The sequence below is a fragment of the Arcobacter venerupis genome, from assembly GCF_013201665.1.
Classification (GTDB): Bacteria; Campylobacterota; Campylobacteria; order Campylobacterales; family Arcobacteraceae; genus Aliarcobacter; species Aliarcobacter venerupis.
In genome coordinates, this window is the sequence record NZ_CP053840.1 from 3,115,074 (window position 1) to 3,133,523 (window position 18,450).

Annotated in this window: 17 protein-coding genes; 5 read left to right on the top strand and 12 right to left on the bottom strand. The window is 29.0% G+C overall.

Annotation, left to right across the window (positions count from 1 at the left end; all coding sequences use genetic code 11):
* Positions 1-6: 6 nt before the first annotated feature.
* Entirely contained in the window at positions 7-654 is a 648-nt protein-coding gene (locus tag AVENP_RS15425; RefSeq protein WP_128359884.1) for a Crp/Fnr family transcriptional regulator, read from the bottom strand.
* Positions 655-768: 114 nt separating this feature from the next.
* Here AVENP_RS15425 and AVENP_RS15430 point away from each other — a divergent pair, with 114 nt between their 5' ends.
* Complete coding sequence (locus AVENP_RS15430) at positions 769-1,116, top strand: nitrous oxide-stimulated promoter family protein (protein WP_128359883.1); 348 nt, start codon at positions 769-771, stop codon at positions 1,114-1,116.
* On the opposite strand, the gene ung is transcribed toward AVENP_RS15430, so the two are convergent.
* The 9 genes from ung to AVENP_RS15475 form a co-directional block, all read right to left on the bottom strand.
* Positions 1,117-1,764, bottom strand: coding sequence for a uracil-DNA glycosylase (ung, locus tag AVENP_RS15435; RefSeq protein WP_128359882.1), 648 nt, complete (start codon positions 1,762-1,764; stop codon positions 1,117-1,119).
* 78 nt (positions 1,765-1,842) lie between these two features.
* Positions 1,843-3,234 (bottom strand): aldehyde dehydrogenase family protein, encoded by a 1,392-nt coding sequence (locus AVENP_RS15440; RefSeq protein WP_128359874.1) that lies wholly within the window; start codon positions 3,232-3,234, stop codon positions 1,843-1,845.
* Positions 3,235-3,248: 14 nt separating this feature from the next.
* Positions 3,249-3,683: a universal stress protein gene (locus AVENP_RS15445; protein ID WP_128359881.1), complete on the bottom strand. Its 435-nt coding sequence runs from the start codon at positions 3,681-3,683 to the stop codon at positions 3,249-3,251.
* Positions 3,684-3,696: 13 nt separating this feature from the next.
* On the bottom strand, positions 3,697-5,019 hold the full coding sequence (locus AVENP_RS15450) for a TRAP transporter large permease (RefSeq protein WP_128359880.1): 1,323 nt from the start codon (positions 5,017-5,019) through the stop codon (positions 3,697-3,699).
* A complete protein-coding gene (locus AVENP_RS15455) occupies positions 5,009-5,470 on the bottom strand; it encodes a TRAP transporter small permease subunit (RefSeq protein ID WP_228201903.1) in 462 nt (153 codons plus the stop codon). The genes AVENP_RS15450 and AVENP_RS15455 overlap by 11 nt, the downstream gene beginning before the upstream one ends.
* Before the next feature lie 104 nt (positions 5,471-5,574).
* Positions 5,575-6,603: a TRAP transporter substrate-binding protein gene (locus AVENP_RS15460; RefSeq protein ID WP_128359879.1), complete on the bottom strand. Its 1,029-nt coding sequence runs from the start codon at positions 6,601-6,603 to the stop codon at positions 5,575-5,577.
* A 59-nt stretch (positions 6,604-6,662) separates the two neighbouring features.
* Positions 6,663-7,946, bottom strand: a complete 1,284-nt coding sequence (gabT, locus tag AVENP_RS15465) for a 4-aminobutyrate--2-oxoglutarate transaminase (RefSeq protein WP_128359878.1) — start codon at positions 7,944-7,946, stop codon at positions 6,663-6,665.
* 385 nt (positions 7,947-8,331) lie between these two features.
* A complete protein-coding gene (locus AVENP_RS15470; RefSeq protein ID WP_128359877.1) occupies positions 8,332-10,812 on the bottom strand; it encodes a transporter substrate-binding domain-containing protein in 2,481 nt (826 codons plus the stop codon).
* Between the two features lie 29 nt (positions 10,813-10,841).
* A complete protein-coding gene (locus tag AVENP_RS15475; RefSeq protein WP_128359876.1) occupies positions 10,842-12,035 on the bottom strand; it encodes an ATP-binding response regulator in 1,194 nt (397 codons plus the stop codon).
* Between the two features lie 184 nt (positions 12,036-12,219).
* Between AVENP_RS15475 and AVENP_RS15480 the strand changes: the two genes are divergently transcribed.
* Positions 12,220-12,951, top strand: a complete 732-nt coding sequence (locus AVENP_RS15480) for a response regulator transcription factor (protein WP_172664341.1) — start codon at positions 12,220-12,222, stop codon at positions 12,949-12,951.
* 67 nt (positions 12,952-13,018) lie between these two features.
* Here AVENP_RS15480 and AVENP_RS15485 read toward each other — a convergent pair whose 3' ends face one another.
* Entirely contained in the window at positions 13,019-14,410 is a 1,392-nt protein-coding gene (locus AVENP_RS15485) for an aldehyde dehydrogenase family protein (RefSeq protein ID WP_128359874.1), read from the bottom strand.
* Positions 14,411-14,432: 22 nt separating this feature from the next.
* On the bottom strand, positions 14,433-16,079 hold the full coding sequence (locus tag AVENP_RS15490; RefSeq protein ID WP_128359873.1) for an acetolactate synthase large subunit: 1,647 nt from the start codon (positions 16,077-16,079) through the stop codon (positions 14,433-14,435).
* 233 nt (positions 16,080-16,312) lie between these two features.
* Here AVENP_RS15490 and AVENP_RS15495 point away from each other — a divergent pair, with 233 nt between their 5' ends.
* Genes AVENP_RS15495 through AVENP_RS15505 form a run of 3 tightly spaced genes read left to right on the top strand, consistent with a single transcriptional unit; the run spans position 16,313 to position 18,437 of the window.
* Positions 16,313-16,906 (top strand): LemA family protein, encoded by a 594-nt coding sequence (locus AVENP_RS15495; protein ID WP_128359872.1) that lies wholly within the window; start codon positions 16,313-16,315, stop codon positions 16,904-16,906.
* Positions 16,906-17,523 (top strand): TPM domain-containing protein, encoded by a 618-nt coding sequence (locus AVENP_RS15500; protein ID WP_128359871.1) that lies wholly within the window; start codon positions 16,906-16,908, stop codon positions 17,521-17,523. Before AVENP_RS15495 ends, AVENP_RS15500 begins: the two co-directional genes overlap by 1 nt.
* Entirely contained in the window at positions 17,520-18,437 is a 918-nt protein-coding gene (locus AVENP_RS15505; RefSeq protein WP_128359870.1) for a TPM domain-containing protein, read from the top strand. Before AVENP_RS15500 ends, AVENP_RS15505 begins: the two co-directional genes overlap by 4 nt.
* The last annotated feature ends 13 nt before the right edge of the window (positions 18,438-18,450 follow it).

The following is an 18,450-nucleotide window of genomic DNA, read 5'->3' on the forward strand; positions in this document are numbered from 1 at the left end:
TTTATTCTAATTACTAATATAATCTTTTAATTTTTCATGATCTAAGATTTTTATATAACCTTTTTCATTTTGAATAATGTTTTCTTTTTTTAGTTTTGCTAGTTTTCTTGAGAAAGTTTCTGGTGTTATATTTAAAATTTGTGCGATTTTTACTTGTTTTAGATTTATAAGTATTGATTCATTTTCAAATAAAAATTTTGCTATTTTTTCTAAGCTATTTGAGCTTATATTGTAGTTTATGAAACTCTCTAGTGCTTTTATTTTTTTTGTTAAAGATTTTATAAAAAACATTGAAATTTCTGGTTTTAGTAAGAACTCTTTTTTGAACTTTTCATAATCAATTAATAATACTTCAGCTCTTGTTTCAAATGAACAATTTGCTGGAAATTTCATCTCTTCATAATTTACAATTTCAGCTATTAAAGATGGTGCCATAAGATTATGAATGATTACTTCGTTGTCTTTTGTATCATAAGTATAAAGTTTTGCTACACCTTTTATTAATAAATGTAGATATTTTGGTTCGTCACCCTTATAAAAAAGTATTTCATCTTTGTTAAAATATTTTTTTATACTTATCTCTTTTAATCGCAGAAGGTCTTCTTCTTTTAGGAAACTAAAAAAATTGAAATCCTCTAATCCTGTTTTTTGCATAATTTTTCCTTTTATTGATTGACATCAATATATAATTTTGTATTTTATGCAAAAATATTAAATCTAAAGTTAAATAGGATATAAATAATCCTACTTTTAAAAAGAAGTGAAAATATGACTTATGAAAAATTCGAAATTGAGATAAATACTTTAAAAAACTTTTGTGAAATTTATTGCAAAGATAAACACCAAAATCAAGAATCAAAAGAAATTTGTCTTGAGTACAAATCAAAAACTTTTAATTTAAAACTAGATTTATGTAAAGAGTGCCAAGAAGTTATAAACTATTCATTTTTAAAACTTCAATCTTGTCCACATGAGATAAAACCTAGATGCAGAAAATGCCCAAAGCCATGTTATGAAAAAAAACAATGGAAAGATATTGCTAAAGTTATGAAATATTCTGCAATAAAACTATCTTTAGGAAAAATCAAATCAAGGATTCTAAATATCTTTGATTGATTACCAGTTAATCTCTTTTTTCCCTAATCTTTTTAAAATCTCATTTGTTTTTGAGAAGTGTTTGCAACCAAAAAAACCTCTATAAGATGATAGTGGACTTGGATGGGGAGCACTTAAAATATGATGTTTATTTGTATCAATTAGTTTTGATTTTGAAATTGCTGGTGTGCCCCAAAGTAAAAAGATAATATTTTCTTTATTGTCATTTATGTATTTGATTATATTGTCTGTAAATATTTCCCAACCAAGATTATGATGTGATTTTGGTTTTGACTCTTCAACTGTTAAAATAGTGTTTAATAATAAAACGCCATCTTTTGCCCATGAAGTTAAATCTCCATCAAGACAAAAAGAATCTTTTTGTAAATCCTCTTTTATCTCTTTTAAAATATTTACCATTGAAGGTGGATTTTTTATCTCTTTTGGAGTTGAAAATGATAATCCTTGAGCTTGTCCAAATCCATGATATGGGTCTTGTCCTAAAATAACTACTTTTAAATCGTCAAGTTTTGTAAGTGAAAAAGCTTTAAAAATGTTTTCTTTTTCTGGGAAAACTACGCTATTTTCATATTTTTTATCTATTTGTTCAGTTAAAGTTTTAAAGTAAGGTTTTTGTTTTTCATTGTCTATTATTTCGTTCCAAGTCATTATAATTCCTAATTTTTTTAAATAAAAAAAGCTAAGGCATTTATACCTTAGCTTTTATTTATTTCTTCTGATTTGTAATTATAATACTGGTGATTTGATTACCATCATTTTCTCATTACTCATCTCTTCCATTGAATATGGTATTCCACCCATCCCTAATCCTGATACTCTTGCTCCTCCAAACGGCATCCAATCTACTCTAAATGCCGTATGATCATTTACCATTACTGCTGTTGCGTTTAATCTTTTTACTGCTTTTAATGCTGTATCTATATTTTTTGTAAACACTGCTGCTTGGAAAGACACTTCTAGTGAATTTGCTTTAGCTATTGCTTCATCAAATGTTTTATAAGAGTAAATACAAACTACTGGTCCGAATATCTCTTTTTGTGAAACGATTGCATCATCTGTAGGATTTAAAATTACAGTTGGTTCAAAGCAAGAAGCACTTATTCTTTTTCCACCTGTTAGGATTGTTGCACCTTTTGCAACTGCATCATTTACCCATTCTTCTACTCTATTTACTTCATCATTATTAATCAATGGTCCAACTTCAGTTTTTGGGTCTAATTGATCACCTACAACTAATTTTGAAGCTACTGCTGCTAATTTATTTGCTACAGTATCAAAGATTGATTCATGAACATAAATTCTTTGAACAGAAACACAAACTTGACCTGCATGGTAGAATCCACCTTTAGCTAGTGCTGGAATCATATCTTCAATATCTGCATCTGGTTCTACAATTACAGGGGCTACTCCACCATGTTCAAGAGCTACTCTTGTACCTGGGCTTACTTTTGAGTTTAAGTACCAACCAACTGGTCCTGAACCTATAAATGTTAGGAAGTTAGTTTTAGTTGAAGTTGCTAATAATTCTCCACCCTTTCTATCACAAACAACAGCTTGTGCCCATCCTTTTGGAAGTCCTGCTTCTTCAAGAATTTCTACAAGTCTAATAGCACTCATTGGAGTTTGAGTTGCTGGTCTGATAATTACTGGGCAACCAACTGCAAGTGCAGGAATTACTTGATGAACTGCTAGGTTAAAAGGGTGATTAAAAGCTGAAATTGCAGCAACTACACCGATTGGTTCTTTAAAAGTATAAGCCATTCTATTTGCGCTTGTATTAGTATGTCCCATTGCTACTTCTTTACCTTCGTAAACACTTAGGTGTTCAATAGCAATTTTAATACCATTAATAGCTCTTAAAATTTCAACTTTAGAATCGATATATGGTTTACCACCTTCACTTGCGCAAAGGATTGTAAGTTCTTCAACTTGAGAAGACATTATTTTCATTACATTTTCTAAAATCTCTACTCTTTTATATCTTGGTATCCAGTTTGTTGTATCTAAGAATGTTTTATGTGCTAAATCTATTGCGCTTTCTACTTCTTCATACGTACTGAATTTTACGTTCCCTACTACTCTTCCATCAAATGGCGATGTTACTTCTATTGTACTCATCTTTCTTCCCTTTTTTATTTATCTGTGTGACGTAAAACAAAAACAGAACAATTTGCATGACGAATTACTCGCTCAGCAGTTGTTCCAATAAAATAGTTCTTTAAACCAGGTCTACTTGCCATCATAATAATAGTGTCTGCTTTTATTTTTATAGACTCTTCTAAAATCTCTTGATGACTAACACCTTCTCTTATTTTAAAAGTTACTTTTTCTCTTGGTACAAGATTTTTATCAGCTATCTCTTTTAATTGTTCTAAGGCATCTTTGTTGTAATTCTTTTGATTTGTTTCTTCCATTAAAGGTGAAACCGAACCATGTTTCATATTTTCATTTACAAACAGTAAAGTCATTTTTCCCTCAGGATCTAATACTTTTAATGCAGTACTAAGTACTTTTGGATGATTCTCTAAGTACTGTAAATGAATTGTTACTAAAATATTTTTAAACATTTTCTAATCTCCTTTAACCCATGACTTTGGTAGGTAACCACAGAATAATTTCTGGGAAAATCATACAAATAATAAGTACTGATAAATTAACTAAAATAAATGGCGTAACCGATTTATAAATTTCTCCCATACTAACATCAGATGGAGCAATACCTTTTATGTAAAATAGTGCAAAACCATATGGTGGTGTTTGTACTGCAATTAATATATTAATAATCATTAATACCCCAAACCAAATTGGGTCATATCCTAATGAAACTGCAATTGGAGTAAATAAAGGAGCACACATTAATACAATAATGAACTCATCAATAATAAATCCTAAAAGTAACATGATAATTTGGAACATAATAATAATCATAATAGGAGGTAAATCTAATCCATTTGTAAAATCTGCAATAATTCCTTGTATACCCATAAGTAAATGGAAATTACTAAATACTGAAGCACCAAAAATAATCCACATTGCAACACTTACTAATATAGCCGTTTGCATCCCTACTAATCTAAACATTTCTAGTTTAAATCGTTTAAAAAATATTGCTAAAAGAATCGCACCAGCAACACCTAAAGCACCTGATTCAGTTGGAGTTGCAATACCTGTAATAATACTTCCTAAAACAACAAAAATTAAACCAATTGCAAAAAAACCATTTCTTGCAATTTTAAATTTTTCTTTTGCAGTTAATACTGGTAAATCAAATTTTTCACTTAACAATGGAGCTTTTTCTGGCTTTAATCTTGTACTTATTACAATATATGCGATTAAAACAACAATTGTTAATGCTGCTGGAACTATTGCGCCTAAAAACATTCTACCAACAGAATTTTGTGTAGCTGCGGCAAACATAATCATAGGAATACTTGGTGGAATTAAAATTCCTAATGCTCCACCTGCCATAATTGTACCAAGGGCTAAACGTCTGTCATATCCAGCTTCTAACATTGGTTTTAAGGCAATACTACCTGAACTCATAATACCAGCACCAATAATACCTACCATTGCACCAATCATCGAGCAAATAAAAACAACACTAATTGCTAAAGAACCTCTAACTTTTCCAATAAGCATTTGGCTTGCATTAAACATTGCATCACCAATCCCTGAATGGGTTAAAAGCTGTCCCATATAAATATATAAAGGAATAGATAGCAGAATAAAACTAAAGTATGTTGATTCAACTGTAGTTGGAATTACGTTAAAAATTCCATCTCCCCATGTGAAATAACCAATTAACATTGCAATTCCACCTAATGCTAATCCAACAGGAGCACCTAAAGCAAAAAATATTAAAATACATAATACTAAAACGACAGATAATAACTCAACACCCATCTTCTGGCTCCTTTTCAAATAATTCTTCACCTGTTATTAAGTGATAGATTTCTGTTATCATGTCCCTAACTAACTGTGCAATAAATAAAGAGCTAGCTATACATAACATAACCCAGAAGTGCCACATAGGAGGCGCCCATTCACTTTGTCGACGATAATCAAATTCTATAGCTTCATTAAATTTTCCAATACTTACATAAAAAGTAATAATTAAGAAAAAGATTCCTAAAGAAAAAGAGATAACATTAAAAATATTTTTAACTTTAGGAGAAACTGTTAAATAAAGAATATCAACATTAATATGAGCTCTTTTTTGTTGAGCGTAAGCTCCACCTAATGCCGCAATGTAACCGAATAAAAATAAAGATGAATCATATGCCCATACCGTTGGGGCATTAAATAAATATCGAGCTGCAACCTCGTATACAACAATAAAAGCAAGGATAGGCATCAAATATGATGCCCCCTTCCCTGTCCACATAACAATTTTGTCAATTATTGAACAAAATGATTTTAGAATTTTTTTTAACATAATTAATTTCATTTTAGAATTAATTATTTTGTTTCATTTTTTCTAAGGATATCTATTAGCTCTTTGCTATATTTATCTGTAGAAGAGTATTCATCCCATAATCCAGCACCAGCTTTTTTCCATGCAGCTTTGTCAGCATCTGAAGGTTCTGGAGACCATTGTAAACCTTTTGCAGTCATTTGATCAATAGCTTCTTTTTCCCATTTTTTTGAGTTTTCTAACTGAGCTTTTGCATGATCAACAGTTGCAGCATAAACTTCTTTCTTTAAATCATCAGATAATTTATTCCAAGCAGCTTTATTAACAACGATTGGTAATACTTGTGCACCAGCTAATGGTAATTTATACATATATTTTGCAACTTCAACGTGATTTCCATCTCTATGGTCAATCATATTTGAACCAATAGAACCATCAATAACACCTGTTGCTAAACTTGTATAAATTTCACTCCAAGCTAAAGATACAGGAGATGCACCTAATTCTCTTAAGAATTTACCATAAGCACCTGGTGCTCTAATTTTAAGACCTTGGAAATCAGCAATTGAGTTAATTGGTTTTTTAGTAATAATATAAACTGCTGGTTGAATATATGGTTCTAACCAAACTAGACCTTGTGCATCGTAAGCTTTTTTCATTACATCACCAAATCCTTGCTCATGGAAAAGTTTATATAATTCTTCAGTATCAGCTGTACCACCTGGTAAACCAATTTCAACTATACCTGATGGTAATTCACCTGCATGCATTGATTGAAATGGCGCTGCCATTGTTATTAATCCTGATTTTGCTGCACCTAATACACCTGAAGTTCCAACACCTTCACCTGAAAATAGTACTTGAACTTTAATTGCACCATTTGTTCTTTTTTCTATATCAGCAGCAAGGTCTTTATATAATTCACCAAATGCTGTACCTCTACCATATAGATTTGCGAATCTCCAATTATACTCAGCTGCAGATGCAGTATCAACCATAGTTACAAGACCTAATAATGCAACAATTGATGTTGCCATTAAGTTCTTTTTAATTTTACTAAATAAATTAAACATTTGTTTTTCCTTTTTTTGAATTTAAATTTTCTTACGAATATATCTTGATCTTTTCTAATTTATTTAGAAGCTAAACTTCTAAATAATTTAACAAATTTGTCTAAACCTTCATTTGCAGTTTCATCACTAATTGTTAATGGAGGTAAGAATCTAATAACATTTGCGTTATATCCACAAGATAATAAAATTAATCCCGCTTCAACTGCATTTGCAATAATTGCTTTTGTTAATTCAGTATTTGCATTATTTGCATCACCATCAACCATTAATTCAAGTGCAATCATAGAACCTTTATTTCTTACACAAGAAATTAATTTTGGGAATTCATTTTGTAAATCAGTTAATCTTTTGTTGAATAAATCTCCAATGATTACTGATCTATTTAATAAATCTTCTTCTTCCATAATTTCTAATACTGCTAAACCAGCTGCGCAACCTACTGGTGAACCACCATAAGTTCCACCTAATCCACCAGGAATTGGAGCATCCATAATTTCAGATTTTCCAACAACTGCTGATAAAGGATAACCACCTGCAATACCTTTTGCCATAGTCATTAAATCTGGTTCAACTCCTGAATATTCACTATTAAACATTTTTCCAGTTCTACCAAATCCTGATTGAATCTCATCAAAAATTAGTACGATTCCATTATCATCACAAATTTTTCTTAATGCTTGTAATAATTCAACTGGAGTTTGATAAAAACCACCCTCACCTTGAACTGGTTCAACAATGATTGCTGCTACATCTTCTGCAACAACATCTGATTTGAATATGTTTTTAATAGCTCTTAATGAATCTTCAACAGTAGCACCATAAGCATCAGCTGGAAATGGAACATGATAAATTTCACCAGGGAATGGTCCAAATCCAACTTTATATGGAGCTGTTTTCCCTGTTAATGCCATTGTTAAACTTGTTCTTCCGTGGAAAGCACCATTAAATGCGATTACTGCTCTTCTTTTTGTATGAGCTCTTGCTATTTTCACACAGTTTTCAACTGCTTCTGCACCAGTTGTAACGAAAATGATTTTTTTCTCACTATCACCTGGAGCTAATTTTGTTAATTTTTCTCCTAATTCAACTGCTACTTCATATGGATTAACCATTACACAAGTGTGACTAAATTTTTCAATTTGATTTTTTACAGCTTCAATGATTTTTGGATGACTATGTCCTGTATTACATACAGCAATTCCTGTACCAAAATCAATAAATCTATTACCCTCAACATCCCATAATTCTGCATTTTTTGCTTCTTTAACAAAAACTGGATAAGTATTACCTTGTCCTCTTGCAAATACTTTTAGTTTTCTTTCTTGTAACTCTTTGTTGTTCATTTTAAACCTTCTTTTAAATTAAATTATTTAGATTGAGTTTTTCTAAGAATATCAATCAATTCTTCACTATATTTATCTTTAGCACCATTCATCCCATAAACCTGCACTGCTTCTTTCCAAGCTGATCTATATAATTTGTTCCCTTTTTAACTTGATTTTTATTCTTTATCTAAAATATACATCTCTTACTAATTTGTGAAGTTTTTTAATGATTTCATGAAAAGTAATATATGAATAATCTAAACAATTAATTATTACGGAAAAGAGTAGTGAAAAAGTAACCATGAGTTGTATTTTTATAAGTATTTAAAATGATTGATAATATGAGAAATTATGATGTTTATAAATGAAATAAATTGAAGTTTTTTGGAATGGAATTTAAAAATTATTCTTTATAATTAATTGGGATATACATAGAAAATTCTACTCCTTGAGGAATGTTTTTTACTTTTAATTCTCCTTGCATATTTTGTTCAATAATTATTTTACTCATATACAAACCAAGCCCCGTACCATTATAACTATCTTTAGTTGTAAAATAAGGTTCAAATATTTTATTGATAATTGATTCACCAATTCCACCTGCATTATCCGAAATTAAGATTTTGATATGGGTTTGAATTCGTTTAGCTTTAATTATAATATGAGGATTCTCAATATTTTTTTCTAAAAAGGCATCTTTTGAATTGGTAAGAATATTTAATAAAACTTGTGAAAGCTCACTTTGAAAACCATATAATTTTATGTCATCTAAGATTTGAACTTCAATTTTAATACTGTTACTTTTAAAACTATCAACAATAAGAAAGATTGTTTGAGAGATAGCATCTTTTATTGAAAACGCATGTTTTTCTTTATTTGGTTTAAAAAAGTTTCTAAAATCTTCAATAGTCTTTGACATCTTTTCTGTAAGAGCATTACTTAAAATTCTTTGTTTATCTAAATACTCTTTATCAAGTTTATCTAATGAATAACGTAAATGTATATTTTGAATAACTGTACTAAGAGCACTAAGTGGTTGTCTCCATTGATGGGCAATCATACTTATCATCTCTCCCATCTCTGCTAGTTTTGATTGTTGAATCAAAAGCTGTTCTTGTTTTTTTCTATTATTGATTTCTTCTTTTATTCTAGTATCTAGTGTATTATTTAAATGTTCAAGTTCTAAAGTTTTAATTTTTAATTTTCTATTTGATAGTTCTAATTCTCTAGTTCGTAAGTGTACCTTTTTCTCTAAAGTACTATTTAACATCTCAATTTCTTCTTTTGCTTTAGTTAACTTTTTAATATATCTGCTTTGAAGTATATATGTATATAAAATTAATAATAAGATAAAAACTAAAATACTTAAGATAGTCCAAAATAACTTATAGTCAATACTTTTTTCATATTTAACAGATACCCAATTATTTATGATTTTCTGTTTATTTTCATCACTAATAGAGTTAACAACTTTTTCAAAAATATTTAAAAGTATCGGTGCATCATTTCTTACTCCCACGGATAAATACCATTTATTATCAAATTTACCGGATATTTGTAAACTTCCATAAAATTCTTCTTGAAAGGCATATGCAACATTAAGATGGGTGGTTACTTGACCAAAAAGTTCTCCCCTTTCAACTTTTTTTAAACCAACACGCAAGTGTTCCACATCTACTACTTCTAAGTTTGGATAGTTTCGCCTAATTATTTCATTATAAGCAAAGTCTTTTTGAATACCAATTTTTTGATTTTCTAAAGTATTTAAATCATTAATAAAAGTTACATTTCTTTTCGTAACTAAAACCAATGGTGCTGTGATATATGGTTTAGTAAAATTCATATACTCACGCCTACTTTTTGTATCCATTACAAGAGAAAGAATATCACAATTCCTATTCCTAACATACTCTAACGATTCACTCCAATTTTGTGTTTCAACAAGTTTTATTGGAATACCAATTTTTTCTTGGAACTCTTTCATATAATCAGCAACTATTCCAATATGTTTATGATCTTCTATTTTTTCATATGGCATCCAATCTGGATCGACACACATATTTATACTTGCTTTTCTCTGCAAATAATTCATTTCTTCTTCTGTAAGAATTAGAGGTAAATCAGCTACATCTTTTAAGAACCACTTATCAAATAGTTCTTTTTGCTCTTTTATGGAAATAGAGTCTAATCCTTTTTCTAAAATTGATTGTAAGATAGGTTTATTTTTATTACTAAAAAAGTAAAAAATTGAAGGTTCAAAACTAATAAGAGGCATAGCTTTTAAATCAATAACTAAATTATCTTCTAAATATTTTTGAACAGTAATTGGAGAAGCAATTAGTGCATCAACACTTCCTCCAAGTAATTTTTGTACAGATTCTTCTATTCTTTGTGTTTCTACTATTTTTATCTTTGGATATTTCTTTTTAATATCTGATATTGTTCCTGTTTCATCAACAATAGCAACTCTTTTATAATTTAAATCATCATAAGAGTTAATCTTATTTTGTTCTTTTTTAACAAATAGAATATTTCTTATTTTTAGAATCTCAGAAGAGTAAAGTCCAAAATTATTACTTATTTTTGAATTATTTATTATGGGTACTAAATCTATTTCACCATTTTCAAAAGCATATTCAATATTACCATGATTAATATCTACTGTTTTAGTTTTTATTTGGAATTTTTTTATGATAAGATCTAAAATGTCATTCGCAAAACCATCTCTTTGATAGTCTTTGTTTAAGTAGCTTAATGGGTATAAATTAGTAATTCCAATTTTTACACTATTATTTTCTATCCATGCTTTTTCTTCTTCATTTAAAACAGATGAATTTGCAAATAAAAAACTAAAAAAGAACAAACTAAAAACAATAAACTTCAACTAATAACTCCAAAAATACCTTTTTTCGATTATATCATACAATATAAGATTATAAAAAAACTAATACCTTCTTTTGTATTTTTAGCAAATATTTTTCCTTGATGATTCTTCTCAACTATAACCTTTGACATATAAAGACCTATTCCTGTACCATTTTTCTCTTTTTTAGTTGAAAAATATGGTTCAAAAATAATATCTAAATCATCTTCCGCTATTCCGCCACCATTATCATATATTTCAATTTGCACACCATTTTCTATATCTTGTGTTTTAATTTCAATTTTTGCATTTTTAATCTCTTTGTCTAAAAACTTATCTTGAGCATTTTTTAATATATTTATAAAAACATGAGTAATTTCATTTTCAAAGATATTAATTTTATTTTGACTTTCAAAATCTAATATAAGCTCAATATTATTAGATTGTAAATCTTTTTGTATTATTTTTAATGTATTTTTTATTGGATTTTCAATAGTTGAATTAACAAAAACTTTATCGGTTTTAAAAAAGTTTCTAAAATCGTCTATTGTTGTAGTTAAATTTTGTACATAAAACTCTATTTCATCAAGTTTGTTAGTAAAAAAATTAGCTTGTTCAACTCTACCTTCTTGCGTTTCTAAGTTGAATTTTCCAGAAAGTAATTTGTATTTTAAATTATAAGATGCAGTTCCAATTGAAGATAAAGGTTGTCTCCATTGATGAGCTATCATATTTATCATCTCACCCATCGCTGCAAACCTTGATTGTGTTTCTATGATTTGCTGTTTCTCTTCATTTTTCTGAATTTCAATTTCAAGTCTTTTATTTTTTTCTATTAATTCTTCTCTTAATACTTTTGCTTCAATTGCTTTTATTAAAGAAGCTTCTAATTTATAAATATCAATAGGTTTTAATACATAAGCACTAATATTTAACTCAATAGAATCCATTAGAAAACTTGTCTCTTGATGAGCTGTTGTAATTATTATAGGAATATCTTTATCTATTTCTCTGATTTTTTCAATCATACCAATTCCATCTAGTTTTGGCATTTTAATATCTGTAAGTATTAGATCTATTTTTTTATCTGAAGATTTAAAAACTGACAAACCCTCTTGTCCATTTTTAACACAAATTACATTTATCTCGAAAAGATTTAAAGTTTCAGTTATACCTTCTTGGATTATAAGTTCATCCTCAGCATAAAGAACAGTTATGTTTTTTAGAATTTTTGTATCAATCATAATATCACTTTTTTATTTTTTATACAGTATATCACTAAATAGTAGCCAAATAATAATATATAATACAATAAACAAAATCATAGTATAATTAATAAAAACCTCTATAAGATAGATTGCTACACTGTTTAGGGAAGTCTAAAGAGTTTTATAATTTGATTAATTTATGTATCACCTAAGGATTTTAATGGACTATGGATTGTTAAAGAAATATACTAAAAATATAAATATACTTTTTGTTGAAGATGATATAGATTTTAGAAAAGAATTTTCTGAATTACTCCAAGATATTTTTCCAAAAGTTACCACAGCAATTGATGGATTAGATGCCATTAATAAATATAAAGAATTTTATGAAAGTACAAGCAGCTATTATGATTTAATCATCTCAGATATAAAAATGCCAAATTTAGATGGCGTAGAATTAATTGATTATATATATAAAATAAAAAAAGATCAATTAGTTATCATCTTATCTGCACGAAATGAATTTAACTACTTATTACCTTTAGTTAATCTAGGAATACATCAATTTTTCACAAAACCTATTAATTACAATACTTTTTTAGAAGATATTTTTAAATTATGCAATCAGATTTATCATAACCGTTTAAATAATGATATTAATATTATAAAAATCAATGAATCTTTAATGTGGGATAAAAAGAAAAAAAAGTTATTAGAAAATGATAAAGCAATTGAGTTAACTAAAAATGAGATTCTCTTTGTAGAAACCATTTTAAATGATAATGGAAAAATATGCACAGTAGATAAACTTATTGATATTATTTGGGCAGATGAATTTGATTTAATTGCAGATATTACACATTTAAAAAGTCTGATATATCGTTTACGAAAAAAAGTACCTGGATTACTGATAAAAAACATCTATGGAATGGGATATATACACGATTCTTAATATATCAGACATAAAAAAAGCTAAGGCATTTATACCTTAGCTTTTATTTATTTCTTCTGATTTGTAATTATAATACTGGTGATTTGATTACCATCATTTTCTCATTACTCATCTCTTCCATTGAATATGGTATTCCACCCATCCCTAATCCTGATACTCTTGCTCCTCCAAACGGCATCCAATCTACTCTAAATGCCGTATGATCATTTACCATTACTGCTGTTGCGTTTAATCTTTTTACTGCTTTTAATGCTGTATCTATATTTTTTGTAAACACTGCTGCTTGGAAAGACACTTCTAGTGAATTTGCTTTAGCTATTGCTTCATCAAATGTTTTATAAGAGTAAATACAAACTACTGGTCCGAATATCTCTTTTTGTGAAACGATTGCATCATCTGTAGGATTTAAAATTACAGTTGGTTCAAAGCAAGAAGCACTTATTCTTTTTCCACCTGTTAGGATTGTTGCACCTTTTGCAACTGCATCATTTACCCATTCTTCTACTCTATTTACTTCATCATTATTAATCAATGGTCCAACTTCAGTTTTTGGGTCTAATTGATCACCTACAACTAATTTTGAAGCTACTGCTGCTAATTTATTTGCTACAGTATCAAAGATTGATTCATGAACATAAATTCTTTGAACAGAAACACAAACTTGACCTGCATGGTAGAATCCACCTTTAGCTAGTGCTGGAATCATATCTTCAATATCTGCATCTGGTTCTACAATTACAGGGGCTACTCCACCATGTTCAAGAGCTACTCTTGTACCTGGGCTTACTTTTGAGTTTAAGTACCAACCAACTGGTCCTGAACCTATAAATGTTAGGAAGTTAGTTTTAGTTGAAGTTGCTAATAATTCTCCACCCTTTCTATCACAAACAACAGCTTGTGCCCATCCTTTTGGAAGTCCTGCTTCTTCAAGAATTTCTACAAGTCTAATAGCACTCATTGGAGTTTGAGTTGCTGGTCTGATAATTACTGGGCAACCAACTGCAAGTGCAGGAATTACTTGATGAACTGCTAGGTTAAAAGGGTGATTAAAAGCTGAAATTGCAGCAACTACACCGATTGGTTCTTTAAAAGTATAAGCCATTCTATTTGCGCTTGTATTAGTATGTCCCATTGCTACTTCTTTACCTTCGTAAACACTTAGGTGTTCAATAGCAATTTTAATACCATTAATAGCTCTTAAAATTTCAACTTTAGAATCGATATATGGTTTACCACCTTCACTTGCGCAAAGGATTGTAAGTTCTTCAACTTGAGAAGACATTATTTTCATTACATTTTCTAAAATCTCTACTCTTTTATATCTTGGTATCCAGTTTGTTGTATCTAAGAATGTTTTATGTGCTAAATCTATTGCGCTTTCTACTTCTTCATACGTACTGAATTTTACGTTCCCTACTACTCTTCCATCAAATGGCGATGTTACTTCTATTGTACTCATCTTTCTTCCCTTTTTTATTTATTTATATTAAACACTGTTTTTTAGCTAATAAATCATTTAAAATTGCATGATTTAAAGAGTAATCAACTGCTAAATCAATAAGGTGAACACCTTTTGTATTCACACATTTTTCTAAAATTGTAGCAAAATCTTCACAAGATGTTGGTCTGTAACCATGCGCTCCATAAGATTCAGCATATTTAACAAAATCAGGATTTCCTAAATCTAAACCAAATGTTTCAAATCCCATTCCTGTTTGTTTCCATTTAATCATTCCATATGCATTATCATTTAAAATAATTACAGTTAAATCAATTCCTAATCTTACTGCTGTTTCTAGTTCTTGAGAGTTCATCATAAATCCACCATCTCCACAAACTGAAACAACTCTTTTAGTAGGATTTACCATTTTTGCTGCCATTCCAGATGGAAGTCCAGCACCCATAGTTGCTAGTGCATTGTCAAGTAATAATGTATTTGGTTGAGCACATCTATAGTTTCTTGCAAACCAGATTTTATAAACACCATTATCAAGTGTTACAATATCTTCATCATCTAAAATTTGTCTAATAGTTCTAACAGCTTTTTGAGGTAAAATCGGGAATCTTGTATCTCCAAAATATTTATTTAAGTGTGTTTTAATCTCATCAACCATTCTGATATAATAATCAAAATCCCAATGTTCTTGAGGAGAAATTGCAGTAGTTAAATTTGTAATATTTGAAGCAATATCACCAACAACATCTAATTGAGGGAAATATGTATCATCTACTTCTGATGGTGAGAAGTTAACGTGAATAACTTTTGTAGCTTCAGGTGTATTTTCCATGAAAAATGGTGGTTTTTCAATAACATCATGCCCAACATTGATGATTAAGTCAGCTCTTTCAATTGCGCAGTGAATAAAATCATCTTTAGATAATGCAGCAGTCGATAAACAAAGTTTATGATTTTCGTCAATAACACCTTTTCCCATTTGAGTAGAGAAGAAAGGAATTCCTGTTTCATTAACGAAATCTGTTAAAGCTGTTCCGATTCTTGTTCTATTAGCTCCAGCTCCAATTAGTAATAATGGTCTTTTTGCTTTTTCAATCATTTTAACAGCATCTGCAATAGTATCTTTTACAGCTTTTGGATATTTAAACTCTTTTACTGGATAGATATTAAATTCAACTTCTTCAGCAGCAATATCTTCAGGTAATTCAATATGAACAGCACCTGGTCTCTCAGTTGTAGCTATTTTAAATGCTTCTCTTACCATTGATGGAATGTTATTTCCATTAACAACTTGTTTTGCATATTTAGTCATAGGTTTCATCATACCAACGATGTCAATAATTTGAAATCTACCTTGTTTTGATTTTTTGATTGGTTTTTGACCTGTAATCATCATCATAGGCATTCCACCAAGTTGCGCATAAGCTGCACTTGTTGCGAAGTTAGTAGCTCCAGGGCCAAGAGTTGATAAACAAACTCCAACTTTTCCTGTTAATCTTCCATAAGTTGCTGCCATAAATCCAGCTGCTTGCTCATGTCTTGTTAAAATTAATTTAATATTTGAAGTTCTAAGTGCTTCAAGAAAATCAAGATTTTCTTCACCTGGAATTCCAAAAATATATTCAACACCTTCATTTTCTAATGCTTTTACAAATAATTCTGATGCATTCATTTTATATACTCCATTTTGATTTTTAGAAAAAATTATTGATAATCATATTCAACATCCATTAAAAAATTGTTTATATTTTATCGATTATCAAAAAAATAAAAAATTGTGTATGTTTTTACACAAAAGTGATTATAGTTTATTACTGCTTAATATAATAACCTTATTTTTTTAATACTTTATATCATATTAATGATTTTTTTTATACTATGTATAAATTTTAAAAAAGGCGAAATATGAAAAAAATTTTTATCCTCGTAATTCTTGCAATAGTTGCACCTTTAATCTACTTAATAGTATCAAACTACAATAACATTCCAAAGCTTGATGAAAACGTAAAAGAGAAGTGGTCTCAAGTACAAAATCAATACAAAAGAAGAGCTGATTTAATACCAAATTTAGTCGAAACTGTAAAGGGTTATGCCCAACATGAGAAGAGCACTTTTATAGAAGTTACAGAAGCAAGAAGTAAAGTTTCTGCAATAAATATCAGTGCTGATACGCTAAATAATCCAGCTGTTATGCAACAATTTTCAAACGCACAAGCAGGACTTTCTAGTGCTTTATCAAAACTTATGCTTGTTGTAGAAAAATATCCTGAATTAAAAGCAAATGAAAATTTTATGGCTTTACAATCTCAACTTGAGGGAACTGAAAATAGAATTACAGTTGCGCGAAAAGATTTTATTGAAGCAGTGAAACTTTATAATTTAGAACTAAGAACAATGCCTGGAAAACTCGTAGCTGCAATTGCTCATCCTGATGCTACAATCAAAGAGACTTTCACAGCAAGTCCAACTGAGCAAGAAACTCCAAAAGTTAAATTCTAATGATTTTAAGCGAAAACGAAAAAAAATTAATCGCTCAAGAGATAGAAAACCTTGAAAAATTAAGTTCAGCAGAACTTGTAGCTGTTGTTACTAAAAGAAGCAAAAGTTACAAATATGCTTCTGTAATGATTTCTGTATTTTTTGTTTTTTGTTTTTCTTTTATACTTTATTTTATAAGAGAAACATCAACCTTAGAATTATTACAATACCAACTTTTAATTTTCATAGGGATAAATCTATTCTTTGAAAAATTTGATGGTTTTGTTTTAAAAATTCTTCCAGAGAGTTATAAACATAGAAAAGCCTCATTAAATGCAAATGAGCAATTTCATAATCTTGGATTAAATAGAACAAAAACAAAACAAACAATAATGTTTTTTGTCAGCCTTGATGAAAAATATGTAGAAATTATAACAGATGAAGAGATAGCAAAAGAGATTCCAAATGAATTTTGGCAACAGTTGGTTTATGAGTTTATTGAAGATGTGAAAAAAGAAGATTTTTTAAATGGTTATTTAAAAGCATTAAGAACTTCAAAAGCTATTCTTATAAAACATTTTCCTATTAAAAATAATGATGAAAATGAACTTTCAAATGAAGTTATCGAGTTAATATGAAAAAAATTATATTAATCCTACTTTTTATTTTCAGTTTTTTAAATGCTGATATTACACAATATTTTCCAAAACTTGATGGAAGAGTTATAGACCAAGCAAATTTATTATCTCCTGATGTAAAAAAGGATATTGATTCAATATTGAAAGAGCAAGAAGATAAAACTTCAAATCAAATTGTTGTTGTTGTTTTAAATTCTTTAAATGGTTACACAATTGAAGAGTATTCTTATCAACTTGGAAGATTCTGGGGAATTGGACAAAAAGATAAAAACAATGGTGTTTTACTTGTAATCTCAATGGAAGAAAAAAAGATTAGAATAGAGGTTGGTTATGGACTTGAAGGTGCGTTAACTGATAAAATTTCCCATGAAATAATTAACTACACAATAAAACCAAATTTCAAAGCAAACCAATATGAATTGGGAATTTTAAAAGCTGTAAATGAAATAAAAGCTGCAATAAAAGGTGAATATGTTGCAAAAGCTAAAAGTGATGATTTTAATGGAGCTATAAATGCCTTTATTCCTCTTGGATTTTTTGCTTTAATGTTTTTATCAATGTTAGTAAATAGTGCTTCAAGAAGACTAAGAAGTCAATTTTTATATAAAGTAACTAAATCATCAATGGCATCATCTTTTTTTGCTTTTTTCAGTTATATTATGTCTCAAACATTTACAACTTATAACTTCTTAGTTGCTACAATTATTTTTATATTAGTGTATATTTTCAATTATAAAACTAGTAAAAATATTGATTTTGATAAACCAATAGCAACTAACTACACAAATAGTTCAAGAAGTTCATCTGGATTTGGTGGATTTGGCTCTTCAGGTGGAAACTTTGGCTCTTCAAGTGGAGGTTTTAGTGGTGGTGGCGGAAGCTTCGGTGGTGGCGGAGCTAGTGGGGGATGGTAGTCCTCCAATTTTA